Source organism: Corynebacterium uterequi (genome assembly GCF_001021065.1).
In the GTDB taxonomy this organism is placed as follows: domain Bacteria; phylum Actinomycetota; class Actinomycetes; order Mycobacteriales; family Mycobacteriaceae; genus Corynebacterium; species Corynebacterium uterequi.
This window is the reverse complement of sequence record NZ_CP011546.1, coordinates 2186727-2203630: the sequence shown is the minus strand read 5'-3', so window position 1 is coordinate 2203630 and position 16904 is coordinate 2186727. Positions and strand designations below refer to the sequence as shown.

At 67.4% G+C, this 16904-nt stretch carries 9 protein-coding genes and 1 pseudogene; 6 read left to right on the top strand and 4 right to left on the bottom strand.

Annotation, left to right across the window (positions count from 1 at the left end; genetic code table 11):
- Positions 1-408 precede the first annotated feature (408 nt).
- Positions 409-646 (bottom strand): annotated as a pseudogene (locus CUTER_RS11660) (hypothetical protein); the annotation flags it as partial.
- Between the two features lie 403 nt (positions 647-1049).
- Between CUTER_RS11660 and CUTER_RS11655 the strand changes: the two are divergent.
- Positions 1050-1616, top strand: coding sequence for a DUF3558 domain-containing protein (locus tag CUTER_RS11655; RefSeq protein WP_144412312.1), 567 nt, complete (start codon positions 1050-1052; stop codon positions 1614-1616).
- Complete coding sequence (locus tag CUTER_RS10065; RefSeq protein WP_047260315.1) at positions 1613-3394, top strand: hypothetical protein; 1782 nt, start codon at positions 1613-1615, stop codon at positions 3392-3394. The genes CUTER_RS11655 and CUTER_RS10065 overlap by 4 nt, the downstream gene beginning before the upstream one ends.
- 35 nt (positions 3395-3429) lie before the next feature.
- On the opposite strand, the gene CUTER_RS10060 is transcribed toward CUTER_RS10065, so the two are convergent.
- Positions 3430-4224 carry a siderophore-interacting protein gene (locus tag CUTER_RS10060; protein ID WP_047260314.1) on the bottom strand — a complete coding sequence of 265 codons (795 nt, stop codon included), beginning with the start codon at positions 4222-4224 and terminating at the stop codon, positions 3430-3432.
- A gap of 191 nt (positions 4225-4415) precedes the next feature.
- Here CUTER_RS10060 and CUTER_RS10055 point away from each other — a divergent pair, with 191 nt between their 5' ends.
- Genes CUTER_RS10055 through CUTER_RS10040 form a run of 4 tightly spaced genes read left to right on the top strand, consistent with a single transcriptional unit; the run spans position 4416 to position 8290 of the window.
- The gene (locus tag CUTER_RS10055) at positions 4416-5375 is read left to right on the top strand and encodes an iron-siderophore ABC transporter substrate-binding protein (protein WP_047260313.1); all 960 of its coding nucleotides are present in this window, start codon (positions 4416-4418) and stop codon (positions 5373-5375) included.
- Between the two features lie 12 nt (positions 5376-5387).
- Entirely contained in the window at positions 5388-6389 is a 1002-nt protein-coding gene (locus tag CUTER_RS10050; RefSeq protein WP_052844160.1) for a FecCD family ABC transporter permease, read from the top strand.
- Positions 6386-7420 carry a FecCD family ABC transporter permease gene (locus tag CUTER_RS10045; RefSeq protein WP_047260312.1) on the top strand — a complete coding sequence of 345 codons (1035 nt, stop codon included), beginning with the start codon at positions 6386-6388 and terminating at the stop codon, positions 7418-7420. The genes CUTER_RS10050 and CUTER_RS10045 overlap by 4 nt, the downstream gene beginning before the upstream one ends.
- A gap of 30 nt (positions 7421-7450) precedes the next feature.
- Complete coding sequence (locus CUTER_RS10040) at positions 7451-8290, top strand: ABC transporter ATP-binding protein (protein WP_047260311.1); 840 nt, start codon at positions 7451-7453, stop codon at positions 8288-8290.
- Here CUTER_RS10040 and CUTER_RS10035 read toward each other — a convergent pair.
- Together CUTER_RS10035 and CUTER_RS10030 are read right to left on the bottom strand one after the other, a co-directional pair.
- Positions 8238-10562, bottom strand: a complete 2325-nt coding sequence (locus tag CUTER_RS10035; protein WP_047260310.1) for a 3'-5' exonuclease — start codon at positions 10560-10562, stop codon at positions 8238-8240. The genes CUTER_RS10040 and CUTER_RS10035 overlap by 53 nt on opposite strands.
- A gap of 33 nt (positions 10563-10595) precedes the next feature.
- Positions 10596-16895, bottom strand: coding sequence for a DEAD/DEAH box helicase (locus CUTER_RS10030; RefSeq protein ID WP_047260309.1), 6300 nt, complete (start codon positions 16893-16895; stop codon positions 10596-10598).
- Between the last annotated feature and the right edge of the window lie 9 nt (positions 16896-16904).

The following is a 16904-nucleotide window of genomic DNA, read 5'->3' as shown; positions in this document are numbered from 1 at the left end:
TGCACGTGCATCACCCGGGGTCGGCGACTCGGCGGGGCTCGGCTACTCTTCAAGAGTCGCTGCCAGGCGTGGTTGGGCATGCCGGGCATAGTGGTTCACAGCAAACGGTCGGGCTGGCGACCCGCGGCTTGCCGCGGGAGCTGTAGATGATGCACGTGCATCGCTTGGAGGGGGAGGAGTCCCGTCGCTGACAGGCGGCGTTGGGTATGCCGGGCATAGTGGTTCACAGCAAACGGTCGGGCTGGTGGCCTGCGACCAGCCACAGGCTCGGGGGTGATGCACGTGCATCACCTGGGGTCGGCGACTCGGCGGGGCTCGGCTGCTTTCAAGCATCGCTGACAGGCGTGGTTGGTCTGCCGCGCATAGTGGTTCACAGCAAACGGCTCGGACTAGTGGCCCGGGGGCCAGTCACAGGCTCGGGGGCGATGCACGTGCATCGCTCAGGGTGGAGGATTCCCAGGTCTTCACCGTTGAGTGGTGTAGCTGAGGCCCGAACCCACCAGCCTCGAACAAATTCCGGGCGAAAGCAGTGCGTAAGGTTAGGAAGCCCCAGAGCAGTACCACGAAAATGATCCAACCTGGCGTTGATCGCCTCAGTCGGGCCGTTACTCGAGCCTGGATGATCGAAAAACGGCAGGATGTCCGGCTCTTCGTGATGTGTGGTGTCGCAACGCCCAATCATGCCAAGGACCTCGACCTGACTCCGGCCACGGGGTTCAACTACCCGGCCACACCCTCAACTGCGAAAAGCCGCGAAACCCACCGGCTACACGTCTAGCCACCAACCTTGCCGCTCAGTCCACCTGAGGAGCCTTGTTACTCAGCGGCGAGGCGACCCAGGTGCGACAATGGGTTCTGCTCGTAGCCACCGGCCGCCGGAACTGCCACGAGGGGGAACCGAACAGCCGCGAGGCGAGTCTAACGAGAGTGTGCCAACCATAATCAACCGGGGGAATTTCATGACAACACCAACCACCAGGCCGCGAAGAAACCATGCCTCACGCCAACGACGAGCCCGCCGAGCACGTCAGGGCATCGCCGCCTGTCTGTTGGCGGCGTCCCTGCTTCCAATAGCTGGCTGCTCGGACGCCTCCTACACCAGGGTCACCAACACCGAGCTCCCGCCAGGGTTCTACCTCAGCGGCGAATTCGTCAAACTCGGCCCACGCGACCCCAACGCCCCAGACCCAGAATGGATCGACCCCTGCAACGAAATCCCCGAAGAAATCCTCGAAGACATCGGCATGAAACGAGGCACAAGGTCAGGAGGAACCTCCTTCGGTATGAACGGTTGCACAGGCCCTGTAAATAAAAGACTTACAAACGGCGTCGAGTACCCCCTCTACAAGGTAGACCAAGGGATAACAGCTGGCCCCACTCCTATCCAGCAGTTTTTGGCTCATCCAGATCTCCATAGTTCCGACTATCTTGATGACGTTCCGGACGTGCTAGTACTAAAGAACCAGGAGGAGTGTGACTTGACTATGGATACCGAACGGGGACTATTTGCGGTGTCTGTTGGTGTTTCGAGAGGCGTAATGGGAAGCGATGAGGCTTGTGAAATCGCAACCAAGAGCTTCTACCGAATCTACAACCAGCTCAGGGAGCAGAAATGAACTTCATCATCGAACCCGAATCCTTCAATGCAGCCGCTGCCGGACTCGTTGGTAACGTAGGTTTTGCGGTCAGATCATCGAGAAATGCACGGCTGGCCTTGATCGACTCGAGCTACTCTACCGCCTCGGGTTACGACCAACTCGGCACCATCCACGGCCTATCCCTCAACGCCGCACCCGGGTCCGCCGAGACAGTCCTGCGCCAAGTCGGAGAAGAACTCGACGCCCTCGCCGACAATCTCATCACCACCCGTCGCGCTTACGAAGACCAAGACGACCTCTTCGCCCGAATTCTACGCAGAGCAGACACCGGTGGTGTCGGCACCGCCACCCTCGGGGCGTTCACCCACGGTGGCCTAGAGCAGGTCGCGGGCATGCACCGCCAAGAAGTACTCGTCACCCCCGCCGCCAGCCTCGATGCACTCATTGCAGCGCTGGCTGCCTCCAATGCCGGCGCGGTCGCCCAATCCTTACCCATCTGGGCGGACATCACCCTGGCCGCCACAAACATCGGTGAAGGCCTCATCGAGGTCTCCAACTACATCGGCGCCAACAACTACGGCGAGACCACCGATGCGATCATCAACCGGCTCCAACGCTCCGCCACCGCGAGCACCACCATCGCTACCAACGCCACCCACTTTGAAACCACCCTCGCCGAACTGGAACCCGCACGCCTAGCCAACCTCGCAGCTATGCAAGCACTGAAAGCGGAACTGACGGCTATGGCCGCGACCGGCCCGGAAGCCGCTGGGGTTGCGGACATGATCGAACGAGTCGCACTGGCACATAATGCGGTGACCACCCAGGCGACCCTGTCAGCGATCACCCCGAGGGTGATAAGTCTCACGTCCCCGGTGTGGGCGAGCATGCCGTCCCCCACCACGGCGTTTACGAGTGCTGATGGGGCTGGGGTGGGGTTTGATGGCACGAGGTTTATCGCCCCGCAGGGGATTGTGGATGCGGTGTTGGGTTTTGCTGATGCTCACCCTGAGAAGGTGGCGGGGGTGAATGCGATTAGTAGGGAGATGGCCCGCCACGCAGGGCTCGGCGACACTGCGGGGCTTATTGCCCCGGAGGTGTTAGGCACCCATCCGTCAACGGTGTCGACGTGGTCGTTGCCGTCGGCGGTATCCGGAGTGACCACCCCCGCCACCACGGGACATGGCGCGTCGATGACTTCGCCGGGTGGGGTGTTGGTCAATGGGCGCAGTATTGATGCTGGTGGGTTGTCACCTGCGGCGAGGATGCTGACCAGTGGTGTTCCTCGTGTGGGTGGGCCGTTGACGAACGGCACCGGGGTGATTGGTCGTGGGGTGACCAGGGTAAGAGGCGCCCGGGGTGCCGGCGGCGGCGCTGCTGCTGAAGGTGCCGCCGGTCGGGCTGATCGGTGGGCGTCGTCGCCTGATGGCACCGGCCGTGGTGTGGGGTCGGGGCGCGCCCCGTCTGCCCCGTATTCTTCGGGCGGTTCCGGGTACGGTGCTCCTGCTGGCCCGGGTGGCTCGTCGCTGGCCGGCACCCCGGCATCAGGCTCCACAGCCTCCCCGGCCTCACAGTCTTCTTCACCCATGTTTGGTGGCATGGGCGCCGGCGCCGGCGCGGGTCGTGGGCAGGGGCGTAAGAAGCGTCCGCCGAAGATCATGATTACTGAGGTGGAGCGGGATGCGAATCGGTTGGCGTTGTTGGGTGAGCCGCGCAAGGTGTTGCCTGGGGTGATTGGGGAGTGGATTTATGAGGATCCGGATGACCCGAACGGCACGTACCCGAACAAGATCTAACCAGCAAGCCCCCAAGCACCCACCGAAAGAACCTCTCACGGCCGGGCGCGTCCGTGGAACCAGTACGGCACCCACACGATGTCGGAGGTGGGCAGGCCCCAGTCGTCGGCGGCGAGTTTCCGCACGCTTTTGGCGAGGTCTCCTTCCCCGGATACCCACAACGACTCTGGTCGGGTACGTGGGCTGAAAAGCTCTCGGAGGGCCTGCACGGCCCGGGTCGTCTCGGTGTTCTTCGTGGTCGTGACCGTGGTCAGGGATCGCAGATGGTCACCCCATTTCCGCTCTAGGCCGTCTTCGATTTCATCGTGGTCAGTGATGACCGCCAGGACGTCGGTTTGGGAGAGCTGTTCGGGATTGTGGCGCAGCTGATGGCTGAGGATGTGGCGCACGGCGGGCAGCGCTGAGGCGTCGGCGACGAGTAGCTGCGTGCTGGCCGGCGGGGTCCATAACGCCGGGCAGGTGAACATTCCGGCGGTGTCGCCGGGGCGGGCGGCTCGGACCCACCGGGAGCCGGGGCCAGTGTCGCCGTGGGTGACGATGTCGACGTCGATGAGTTTGCGGGCGCGGTCGAGGCGGCGGATGGTGTACCAGCGCAGGTCTGGTCTTATGTCGGCCGGGAGGGCGGCGACGGCGGCTCGTATGTTGATGCCGTCGACGCTGATGCTGCGGAATTGCTGGCCTTTTTGAGGCATGAGGAGGCCGAAGTATTCGTCGGGCCCGGTGAGGGGATGGGTGGCGAAGGCGTCGGCGGTGAAAGTGAGTCGGTGGAGGCGGGGTTTGAGCTTTTCATTGGCGATAAGGGTGAGTGAGTGTAAGGCGTGCTCGTACATATATGGAGAGATGTCGAATCATCGATGGAAAGAATAAACTAAGGATTGGCTTGCCTTAAAGGGTAGGGATGGCTTAAGTTGTGTGCAACCTTCTCGCGTCGGCGCTCACAACCCGACCCGGGGCGCGAAAAACACTGCCCTCAGCAGGAAAAGAGATAGGCGCCGATAGAACCCCTGAAAGGACTTCCGACATGCGTATATTCCCACGTCGTTGTGTAGCGATCATGGCCACTGCCCTCGCCTCCGCGGTGGCGTTGACCGGGTGCACCCGCGGCCCGGGCGAGACCGAAGCCACCAGCACCCCCGGCTCGGCGGTTGCGGCGTCGGAGGAGCGGGTGGCCAGCCTGGGCCTCGGCGACGTAGACACGTTGCTGGCGTTGGGCGTTACCCCGGTCGCCATCGCCCCGTGGGGCTCCGAGGGCGATGCTGACCCCTCGGGAGTGGGGCCGTGGTCGAAGGAGCTGCTGGGCGACGCCGAACCGGTGAAGATCTTCAACACGGGCGCCGGTTTTACCGCCGACGTTCTGGAGCAGGTCACCGCCTCGGATCCGAGCCTTATCGTGGCGGTGAATCAGGCCGTCGACGCGAATGCCAAGAGTTCGTTGGAGAAGATTGCCCCCACCGTGGTGAAGCCGGAGGAATTCCCGGACTGGCAGGTGCCCTGGGAGAAGCAGGTGGTAACGATTGCGGAGGCCGTCGGCAAGGAGGCTGAAGGCGCGGAACTCGTCGAAAAGACCGAACAGACCTTTGTCGATTTCCGCAAAGAACACGCCGACGTGCAGGGCAAGAAAGCAGCCATTGTGATGCCCTATGACGGCAAGATTGGCCTTTATACCTCGGGCGACGGCCGCGGTCAGTTCATTGAGAATCTGGGCTTTGAAATCCCCGCCGAGCTGGAGGGCGACGGGTCGAGCTTCTTCGTCGATTACGCCCCCGAGAACTACGCCGCGCTCAATGGCGTCGACTATCTCTTCGTCCTGGACTACTACGGGGCCGTCGACGCGCTCAAGGATGATCCCACCTTCCAGAACCTGGAGGTGGTCAAGGATGGTCGCGTGCGCTACCTGGAGACCGACGTGGGCAACGCGATGAGCATGCCGAACCCGGTCACTATTCCGTGGGCCTCCGAGAAGGTCGCCGACAAGCTCTAAGCGGTGCCGTTCATGTCTCGACGAAACCCGACGGCCGTCGTCGCGCTTCTGCTGTGCGCGACGGTGGTCGTCGCGGCGTGCTCACTGGCGTATGGCTCCCGGGACACCGCGGTGGCTGAGGTCATCGGCGCGCTGCGCGGGGAGGGTGACGCCGAGGTGCTCAACATCGTCTGGAACCTGCGCATTCCCCGGACGTTGCTGGCCTTTTTCGTCGGCGCTTCGCTCGCCGTGGCGGGGGCGCTGGCGCAGGCGTGGACACGCAATCCACTGGCCGACCCGGGATTCATCGGGGTGACGGCCGGGGCGTCCTTCTTCGTCGCCGCCGGAACTGTGCTGGGGGTGGCGTCGTTCGGTCTGTCCCGGGTGCTTCTCGCGCTGGCCGGGGCGAGCATCACGGCGGCGGTGGTGGTGGGCATCTCGCGGCGCTCGCCGGACCCGCTGACGCTGGTGCTGGTCGGGTTGGGGTTGTCAGCGGCCTTGCAGGCATCATCGACGCTGGTGGGACTGTTCTCGAACGAGGCGCTCGACGCGCTACGCCGGTGGACGGTGGGCGCGACCTTTGGGCGGGGCTACGACGACGTCGCCATCGCCGCCCTCGGGTGCGTGATCGGCATGGTGATCGCGGCGGTGGGGGCCCGGCCGCTGGACCTGCTGGCCATGGGGGAGGAGACCTCGCTCGCGCTGGGCGGGTCGCCGGCCGTGGCGAGGATGTGTGCGGCGCTGGGTGTCGTCGTCCTGGCGGGCACCGCCACCGCCGCGGCCGGCCCGACGGCGTTCGTCGGCTTCGCCGCGCCGCACATCATGCGCCGAATCCTGGGCCCGAGCCTGAGCCGAAGCCTGGTGCCCACCGCGCTGTGTGGTGGAATCATCGTCCTGGCGGCGGACATCGTCGGACGCCTGGTGTTGCAACCCGGTGAGCTGGAGATGTCCATCGTCGTGTCCATCCTGGGCGCGCCGGCGCTGATCTGGGCGGTGCACCGGGGCGTGGGCTGGCAGAAGGAGGCTGCGCTATGACCGCCGGGGGCGTCGTGACGGCGCAGCGTCGACGCCGCACCCGGCGGGTGATGCTCGCCGCGGCGTTGTTCAGCGTGCTCACTGCGGGTGCGTACCTCGTCCTGCTCGGCCAGGGGGCGGTGGCGCTCTCCCCGGCAGAAGTGTGGGAGGTGCTCCACGGCGGCGGCACCGCCCGCGAGATCGCGGTGGTGTGGGACCTGCGCTTGCCGGTGGCGGCGGCGACTGTCATCGTCGGCGCTGCCCTCGGTGCGGCTGGGGCGTGGACGCAAACGATGGCGCGCAACCCGCTCGCCTCCCCGGACATCCTCGGCGTGACCAGCGGCGCCGCCGTCATGGTGGTGCTGGGCACGGTGACGCTTCGGCCTGCCTTTGCCCAGGACATCCCGACCTTTTGGTGGCGGGCGGGCCTGGCCATGATCGGGGCGGTGGCGGTCGTCGTGGTGTTGACCCTGCTCGGTGGCGTGGGCAGCAGCAACAAGATCGTGCTCATGGGTGTGGCCGTGTCGCTGATGTGCCAGGCGGTGACAAGCTATCTACTGCTCAAGGCGCAGACGCTGCGGGCGATGGATGCGCACACGTGGCTGTCGGGATCGACGGGGTTCATCCGAATGGAGATGCTCCCGCCGCTCATCGTTGGGCTCGTGCCGTTTGTTGCCCTCGGGGTGTGGTGCGCGCGGGACCTGCCGGTGCTCGCGCACGACGACGCCTCCGCCGTCGCCCTCGGCGTGGACATCCGGGTTCAGCGCCGCCTGCTGCTCGTGGCGTCGACGGGCATCTCGGCGGTGGTCGTCTCGGCGGTGGGTCCCATTGGGTTCGTGGCACTCATCGCACCTCACGCGGCGCGGCTCGTGGCCCGCACGCCGACGCCGTCGCCGCTCGTGGCAGCCACCGCCGGGGCGGCGCTGTTGACCGGGTGCGCGGTGGTCGCCGCGGCGATGCCCGGTTCCGCGCCGGTGGGTGCGGTGTCCTCGGTGATTGGCGGCGTGGCGCTCGTCGCGCTCGTCTGGGGCCGCTCTAAGCGCTACCGGTAGCGCTACCGAAAGAACGTAAGGAAGGAAACAATGACGGGCGACGTTGCGCTTCGCGCCGAGGGCGTACACAGCGGCTATGGCGATGACGCGGACATCCTTGCGGGGGTGGACTTCGCCGCGCGCGCCGGGGAGGTCACCACGCTCATCGGGCCCAACGGCTGCGGGAAGTCGACGCTGTTAAAGACCATGTCCAAGCTGCTCACACCCCGGCGGGGGCGGGTGGTCGTCGGCGACGTCGACCTGCACACGCTGTCCCCGCGCGACGCCGCCACCTACGTGGCCATGCTGCCGCAGCACCCCACGGCGCCCGACGGGCTGCTGGTCGGCGAGTTGGTCGCCCGCGGGCGCCACCCCCATCAGGGGCGGTTCCGAGGGCTGTCCCACGCCGACCGGGAGGCGATCGCCCAGGCCAGCGAGGCGACGGACGTCACCGACCTGTTCGACCGTGACGTCTACTCCCTCTCCGGCGGGCAGCGCCAACGCGTGTGGCTGGCCATGACCCTGGCGCAGGACACCCCGGTGCTCTTGCTTGACGAACCCACCACCTTCCTCGACCCCGCCCACGCCATCGAGATGCTTGAGCTGGCCAGGGCGCAGGCGCGCGCCGGCAAGGCCGTCGTCATGGTGCTCCACGACCTCATGCTGGCCGGGCAGTACTCGGACACGATGGTGGTGATGAAGGGCGGCGAGATCATCGCCCGGGGCACGCCACGTAAGACGCTGACTCCCGAGGTGCTCGCCGACGCCTACGGCCTGCGCGCCGAGGCGTGGGAGGACCCGCGGGGGCAGGCGCCGGTAATTGTTCCACGTGGAACGATCAGCGCTGGCTTGCGTGAGGCAGCAGCGTCGACGGTCGGCCCGTCATGGTGATGACGAGCTGGTCGCGGGCCCTGGACGCGGCGACGTAGAGCAGGGCCCGTTCGCGCAGGAGGGCGTCGTCGCGCTCGGCGTCGGCGAGTTCGTTGCGGCGGAAGATCATAGGCAGGCTCGCGTCGGAGACGTCGGCGAGGATGACGTTGGTGAACTCCATCCCCTTCGCGTTGTGCATGGTCATCACCGAAACCCGTTCGCGCAGCGTGTCCGCGCCGGAGCGGTTCGTGGACACGGTGATGCCCTGTTCGCTGAGGTAGGTCTCGATCTCGTGGACGCGTTGCTTCCCGCGCGCGAGGATACCGATGTGCAACGACGGCGTCGGCTGCGCCAGCCATCCGCGGACGGTGGCGGCGATGAGCTCGAACTCCTCGCTCTTGTTTCCGGCGCGGGCGATGACGGGGTTCGGCCCGGAGGTCAGGGAGCGGTAGCCGTCGAGGGTGTCGACGACGTCCTCGGAGTCGATCCACTGCCCGCCCTCTAGCACGGCGGTGGCGTAGGCGAGGTTCTGCGCGGTGGTGCGGTAGTTGACCTTCAACCGGGTAGAGGCCCGCCCGCGGGTCTCGATGCCGAAACGACGCAGCGGGAGGCGCCGGCCGTAAATGCGCTGGTGGGAGTCCTCCGCAATGAAGAGGTCATCCGGGCCTTCGGCGACCGCGGCGCGCAGGAAGCGCCAGTGGCCGGCGTGGAAGTCCTGGGCTTCGTCGACGAGCGCGTGGTCAAACATCGGGCACCCGCGTTGTTCCAGCAGCACCGCGGCCACCATGGCCAGGGCGGGGAAGGGCAGGTGTTGATTCAGCTCGCAGTGGCGCAGGAAGGAGCGGCAAATCGCCCACACCTTTTTGCGCTCGGCGCGGTTGAGCGGGGTGCCGCGCCCGGTCCGGGTGACGCGGAGATACTCGGCCTCGGTGAGGATGTTCTCGGTGAGGATGATGTCGTAGAGCTCGCCGCGGAGGAACTCCGGCTGGAGTTTCGCCGGCGCCATGCCGTCGCCGTGCAGCTCGGCGGCCTCGTTCCACAGGGTGTCCTCCTCCCGGCCGCTCACCGGGGCGTAGAAGGCGCCACGGATGCCGAGGGCGGCCTCCATCGCGTCGGCCAGCTCGGTTTTCTGCGCATTGGTGAGAACCCCGCGCACGAGCGCGTCGATGCCGGCGATCCACAACCCCGGCGAACCGTGGCGGCTGGCCTCCATATAGTCCGGGTCCAGGGTGTTCATGAGCGTTTTGAGCTGGTTGGACAGCGACCGGGTGAAGGTGGTGAGCAGCATCCGGGACTTCGGGTACTTCGCCTGCAGATGCCGCGCTCGGTGCACGAGCACGACGGTTTTGCCGGTTCCCGCGCCGCCGACGATGCGCGCCGACCCCTTGTGCGAGCCCTCCACCGCCTTGCGCTGGGAGTGGTGCAGGAACACGCGCCAGTCCTCGAAGCGACCGTGTTCGATCATGTCCTGCAGTTCCTGCTCGGTGGGCTCGATGACGATGCCGGACCTCTTCAGCCCGGCGAGTGCGTCCGTGTCGTCGATGATGTCCGGCTGCGACGACGCCGCCGGCCGCTCCGGCGCGCTGAGGCCGAGGTCGTCTCTGACTTCCTCGACGCTCATCCCGGCGAGTAGGCCCAGGATGGCGTCTCGTTCCCAGGTGGGGCTGTCGAAGAGCAGGGCGTCGAGGTCGGCTTCGGAGTCGGCGCGCCACGTCGCCGCGACCGCCACTGGCGACACCCCCAGGGTGTCGGTGAGGTCGGCGTCGGTGATGCCCGCGGCGGTGAGGGTGTCGCGCGGCGCCGCGGCCGGTACCGCGGCTGGTACCGCGGCCGGCTGCACGTCGACGGCGGGCGTCGTCTGCTGCTCTGCCTGCTGCGCGGCTTGTTGCTCCGCCAGGCGCTGCTCCACGAGGCGCTTCGCGCGGGACTCGACCTCCGCGTCGATGGCCGCCGCAGAGGCGGGTGGGGTCTCGGTGATAAGGGAGAAGACACCATTGACCGGGTTTTGCCGGACGACGAGGCGAGCGGCGTAATCATTGGCCTCGTCGTGGTTGTCGATGCGGATGAGCAGGAATCGTCGGCCTTCGGGGGCCTGAAACTCCATGAGCACCGCCCGGTACTTATCGGTGACGCGGGCGGTGCGCACTCGCGGGTCGGCGGCGGACTTCAGCGGCTTGACCCGCAGCGACGGGTTCGCCGGGTTCTCGCGCAGCTTCTTCATGAAGCTCGCGGTCTGCTTCTCCAGGCCGGGGATGAACTCGAAGTCATCGGCGAGGAGCAGGGAAGTGGCCATGGTGGGTGTCCTTTGCGCGGGTCGTTATCGAGGTCAGTGGGGGTTCAGCAGCGCCGACGGGATGGCGTCGACGGTGAGGGTCTCGGAGTCGATGATGGTCCAGCCGTCGTCGGCGGCGTCGGTGAAGGAGTCGGCTTCGTCGGGGTAAACGACCACGATCTTCTGCTCCGGCCAGCTGACCACCGTGGGCACGCCGTTGATCTCGCTGCCGATGCCCTCGGGGAGCAGCGACTGGGTGCCGGCGAGCAGCTCCAGGGCGGCGACGACGGCGGGTTCCTCGCCGCGGAAGTCATCGAGGATGCGCTGCCAGGGCTCGGCGAAGGCCGCGGCGGGCTCGGGTGCGGGCGGCGCGGCAGGCGCAGGCGCAGGCGCGGATGCTGCCAGCGCGGTGTCATCCTCCACGCTGACGATATTGCCACCAACGTCGTAGCCGTTGAGGAACAACAGGTTCGCCAGCCGCAGGAACCACCGCCACCGCTCGATGTTCGGCTCCCCGTCCACCACCCGGAAGGTGAGGGCGAAGCGCTCGCCGTCCAGGGAAAAGGAGATGAGCGGGCCGAACGCGTCCGGGTTCTGCCGGTGCGTGAATTCCGCGTGTATCCCCGCAACCTGCGACAGTCGCGACCATGGCTGTCGGGGGTTGGCCAGTATCGCCAGCAGCTGCGTCATGGGGTCGGTGAGCAGCAGCTCGTGGAGGCTGTCTTCCAGGTTGTACTTCTGGTTGAGGACTCTCCGGGCCCGGGCGGCGTACCACGACGGCGCGGGGTGGGAGGTGCCGTTGACGACGTCGCGCCGGGCGTTAAGGTCATCGGCGGTGAGCGACCAAGCGACGATGCCCTCCTCGTACAGCCGGCTGCGGCGGTTGATGTCCGCGGCCACACCGTTGTGGGTGCGACTGGCGTGGTAGCTGGCGCCGTCGGTGTAGACGGCGATGCGGTTGAGCTCGGCGCCGTCGACCTCGAAGTAGAAGTCCGGTTGGGTGAGCGAATGCAACCCGTCGGGCAGGCGCCCTTGCTCCTTCATCGTCCACGTCAACTTGGAGTTCGGGAAGCGGATGGTCCACAGGGCGTGGCCGCCGCGCGTGGATTCCGTCACGGTGGCGCCGTAGTCCTTCAGGTCGTGGCGCAGCTGCTCCAAGAACCGGGCTTCCAAGTCGCTGCGCTCGCTGCCGGCGGGTTTGGCGTCGGTGAAGTGGCCCTCCCACGCATCTGCCGGCGGCGTGGCGACGGCGGCGGTCTCGGCGTCCGGGTGGGGGTCGTCGAGCAGGATCTTGAGCAGCGCGGCCTCGGCCGTCTCTCTGGACACCTGGTCCACTTCGTAGTCGCGGCTAAAGGGCAGCAGGCAGTGCGGGCACGCCTTGAGCGGCCCGGCGGCGCAGGAGCAGTCGCGCAGCCGCTCGTACGCCGTGAGCAGGAGGCGGCGGATGTCCTCCGGCTCGGTGAACTGGGAGAGGTAGCCGGTGCCGCCGGGGACGGCGTCGTGCAGCAGGAGCATGTCGTGGACCCGCCCGCCGGCGGCAGCGTGCACGGCGGCGACGTCGAGGTGGTCCGGGTTGCCGCCCAAGTATTGCTTGAATCCCATGCGCAGCGCGGCGATGAGCGACGGCACGGCGCCGACGTCGGCGGCGGTGACAACGCTCGGCAGGTGCATGAGCACGCCCTGGGTGGTAAGGCGGCGGCCCAGGGCGAAATCGAGGGTGTCCTCGTCGCGGGCGTGGCGCAGCGAACACCACGGCTTGTGGTCCTGCCAGCGGTTCTCCCCGGCCTTGGAGTCCACGTGCCCGCATTCGCGGCACACCCAAAACTTCGGGGTTTCCACCTCCTGGCCCATGAGCCAGGAGGTTTCCCCACCCACCGGCCGGCCCAGGTTCAGCCAGCGCATCTCCACCTGGGGCAGGTATTGGATGCCGAAGCCGGTGTGGGTGAGAAACCAGCTGGCGCCCACGCCACCGTCGGGGATGACCATGGACAGGGCGCGTTCGAAGCGGGCGATCTGGCGGTCATCGGAGCGGTCGGTGATCGCGGAACGGGAGTAGTCCACCGAGGCCGACACCCGGCGCATCTCTACGACGGTGAGGACCTGGGAGAGGTCGGCGAACTTCGCCGCCCCGCACGCCGGGCACGGGCCCACGATCGGCAGCTCCGCGGCCGCCGGGTACACCTCCGAGTAGGAGCAGGTGGGGCACAACCGCCACCGCTGCAGCGCCGAGTTCTGCGGGCCCAAGTCCACGGAGTCGATGGTCGCGGCGATGCCCTGGGCGTAGAACGTCGCGCCGGGCGCGAGCTCGAACAAGGCGCTGGAAATGCCGCGGGAGTACTCCCTGGCCTCGGTCTCGAACTCGCCGGTGTCCGCGACTGCCCGGGAGACGGACAGGTGGAACTCCACCGCGTCGTCCAGCAGCGTGAAGTTCGGCAGGAGGCCGTAGCGCTCTAAGGCGGCGATCCAGTGCTCATCTTGGAACTTGTCCTTCAAGATCGCGGAGGTGAAGCGGAGCGCGGCGCGGGCCCGGCGCAGCTTCGCGGCGGTCTCTTCGTCCCCGCTGGCTGAGGCGGCCTCGTCCTGCAGGGCGTCGACGATCCCCGCCAGCGTTCGACGGCGGTCGATGAGCTGATGGCGGGCCTCATTCCAGTCCTTCTGCGCCTGGCGCAGCTGCGCGGCGAACTCGGTGCGCACCCATTCGGCGAGCTCGTCGATGACACCGTCGCGGGCGAACTCGTCGATGGTGGAGCAGAACTGATCTACGAGGTGCTCGACGCCGTCGTCGAGGCGGTCGACGAGCTCGTCGACAAGGTTGCGCCGGGTGGTACCGAACACGGACTCCGCCCGGTACGGCTGAACCTCGGTGGTGGTGAAGTCGATGGAGTCGATGAGATAGGCGGCGAACTGGCGGTGCAGGATCTCCCTGGCGGAGAGGAACGCCGCCGGCGGGGCGACGTCCCCGCCGATGGTCTCCACGGGGTTCGTGAGCCGGGCCAGGGCCTTATAACGCCCCACGACCATGGCCACCACCAGCGAGTTACCACTTAGGCGCCCCGCGCGGCCCACGCGCTGGACATAGGAGGCGACCGTGGTGGGCAGGGAGGCGAGCATGACCGTGGACAAATCGCCGATGTCGATGCCCATCTCCAGGGTGGGGGTGGCCACCAGCACGTTCGGAGCACTGGCCTCCTGCTCGCCCACCGGCTTCTTGAACTGCTTTTCTAGCTCGATGCGCTCCTCTGAGCGCAGCAGGCTGGTGTGCTCCGAGGACACCACGGTGCGGATATTGCGGGAGTGATACAGCCGCCGGTAGTAGTTGTCCCGGTTGGCCACCACGCTCATGTGGCCCGCGCACCCGAGGGACAAGCACGGCACGCCGTTCAGCAGCTGGCGCCCGTGCGCGTCGACGGCGAGCCGGCGCCGACACACCCCACATTCAAGGATCTCCCCGGCGTCCTCCGGGGAGACGAGGATGCGCTGAGGCAGCAGGGTGTACATGGTGGCACCGCTGTCGGTTGTCACCGCGGTGATGACCTTGCGCTGGGCGAGCTCAGCGAAGAGATCGGCGACGACGCGCGCGGCGTCGTGCGCGCTGATGCCCAAGGTGGCGGCGGTCCACCGGGCGTAGAAACCCTGAGTGCTGGCCACCGGCATGGCCGAATAGTCGCGCGCGCCATCACGCGGGCTTCGGCCCGTCCGCGGGAACGCCGGGGCCCCGCCGCGGGCGAAACGCGGCACCCCGCAGGCGGCGGCCTCACGCCGGTTGAGCAGGTACGCGTTGCCGTCGTGCTTGACATAGCTGGTCAGCAGCTCCGAAGCGATGCCGCCGAATTGGCGCATGGCCTCTAACACGCCGCGCGCCCACGCCAGGTCCACCCCGCCCAGTGCCCCGGAGTCGGTGATGATCCCGAGGCTGTCCACGGCGGCCCGCAGCTCCTCATCCGTGACGGCCACGCCGACGCTTAAGGCCCCCGTCGAAACCAACGAGCGCGTAAGATCCGCCCGGTCGCCGAACTCCAAGGCGAGCTCCAGGGCGAGGACGTTGCGCACGAGCTTCGCCGCCTCATGCCGGGCGGTGCGGCTGCCCGTGCGCTGCCAATAGGGCAGAAAGCGGGTGCTTTCCGCCACGGCCGGGGGCACGAGCTCAAACTTGGCGCGGTCGCGCACCCCGGGTGCTTCCTGCTCGGCAGCGGCCATGAGGCGCCTCGGGAGCTCGGCGAGTGTCGTCGGCGTGTTACCCACCGCCTGGCGGGTTCGGGTGCGGATAGCGAAGGTACGCGCCCGGGCCTGGACGAAGCCGGCGCGGTGTGCGGCGTCTTGCACCGAGTCCACGAAGACGAGGGACTTCTTCTCTGCGGCGTCTAGATCCCCCATGCCGAACAGGTTGGAGATCGTCACCGACAGCAGCGTGGCCACCGAGGACCCCACAAAGCGGATGGCGTCCGCCTCCCCGCAGGACGGGCACGTGTCCTTCGCGGCGAGCTCCCCGGCTCCCGCCCCGGTGAAGGTGAGCACCGGGGCCACGCCGCCTTGTTCCTTGTCCTCCTCCGCCGGCTCCTTGTCGCTGAGCTCGGCGGCGGCCAGATTGAGCCACATCACGCTCGACGAGTCGTCGTCGACGCGGCTGTGGCTGCTCGTGATCTCACTGGTGGCGTCGAGCAGCGGGCGCATGAGGTCCCGGCGGCGCATGGACTGCTGGCGGATGCGTTTGCTGGTGGTCTCGACGAACTCCTCGCCGGGCTGCAGCGCGATCATCCACCCCGAGCGCCCGCAGTTGCGGCAATAGCACGCCGGCAGCCAGTAGCTGGTCGAGGACGCCTGGTCCGTGCCATTGTCCGCCCAGCGAAACAGCGACGACGCGTCCGCGTCGAGCGTCCCGGCGGTGCCGACGCGCCGGTCCAGGCGGGAGACCTCGCGCACCCACAGGTGCGTTTCCACGCCGGGGAATTTCTTGCCGTCCCAGCCGTGGGCAGCGCCGAACTCGGCGCGCAGGTGCGCGATTTCGGTGAGCGTGTGGGAGAGGAACTCGGCGGCCTCCTCGTGGGGAATGCGGGCGACATCCGCCGGAAAGACCGCGGTGACTAAGGTGTCCGCGGCCGGATCCGCCGACGACAGCTTCACCGGGGCGTGCGAATGGGCCAGCACGGCGGCGATGAGCTCGCTGACCGAGGCGGCCGCCACCGCCTCGTCGATGGCGTCCGAGCAGCCGAAGACCTTCTCGCAGAACGCGCGGTGGACGACCTCTGCGTGCTCCTCGTCGCTGCCTGCCTGCGCGATTGTGTCGTTGACCTCTCGGACAACGTCCCGGGTGGGCAGCGGCGTGGCGGAGGCGGCGATCCCCGTGAGGGCGGCGACGACGAGCCGCCACCCCGGCACATCAAGGATCGTTTCGCGCACCACCGCGTCCGTGGGGAACTGCTCGCCGAAGATGGTGTGGGCGAAGTCGAGCACCTCGTCCGTGGCGCGCTCCCCGCTGCCCAGCGTGGCCGAGGTCGCCACCGGGGTGATCGCACCCAAGGGCCGACGCGTCTCTTCCGGGGAGAGGAACCCCTCCGGTTGGTGCTTCTTCAGCCGCAAGCCCATGCGGCGCAGCAGCAGGGCGACGTCCGTGCCCTGGGCACCGTCGTAGGTGTGAAACTCATCCAAGGCCACGTACTGCAAGGTGGTGGCGGACTTCTCCCACAAAGGTGCGTCGGCGTCGCGCAGCAGCAGCTGGTCGAGCATCTTGTAGTTGGTGAGCAGGATGTCCGGCGGAGCCTGGCGCATGGTCTCACGGTCGGTGATGAGCCCCTCGGCGCTTACGGAAGTGCGCGAGCCCTGAGCCTCACCGGTGTAGATGCCCGCCCGGATGCCGTGCAGCTCCTCTTCTTCGGTGATGAGCGTCGCCAGGCGAGCGGCCTGGTCATTCGCCAGCGCGTTCATGGGGTAGAGGATGAGCGCCTTGATACCTCCGACGTGCCCGCGTAAGCGCTGGCGCCGGCAGTGATCGAGGATGGGGTAGAGGAAGGACTCTGTCTTACCCGAACCCGTGCCGGTGACCACGAGGGTGGGCTCGGGGCGGCGATCGGCGCCGGCGGCGTGCGATGCCAGGCGGCGAAACGCCTCCGCCTGGTGCCGGTAGGGGGTGAACCAGTGTGGCAGCCACTCCAGCACACCGGCCCAGTTGGTGGCCGGGGCGTAGGGCAGGCGGGTGCGCACGTAAGGGCCGTGGAACATGCCCGTGGTGGGGTCCTTGAGGAAGGACTCCAAGGCGGCGGCGGTGGCGCCGTCCGCCAGGGAGAAGCTGGTGGTGAGGTACTCGCTCAGGCCCTCGATGAGGTGGCCGACGGCATACGACGGAAGCAAAGAAGACATGGCAGGCTC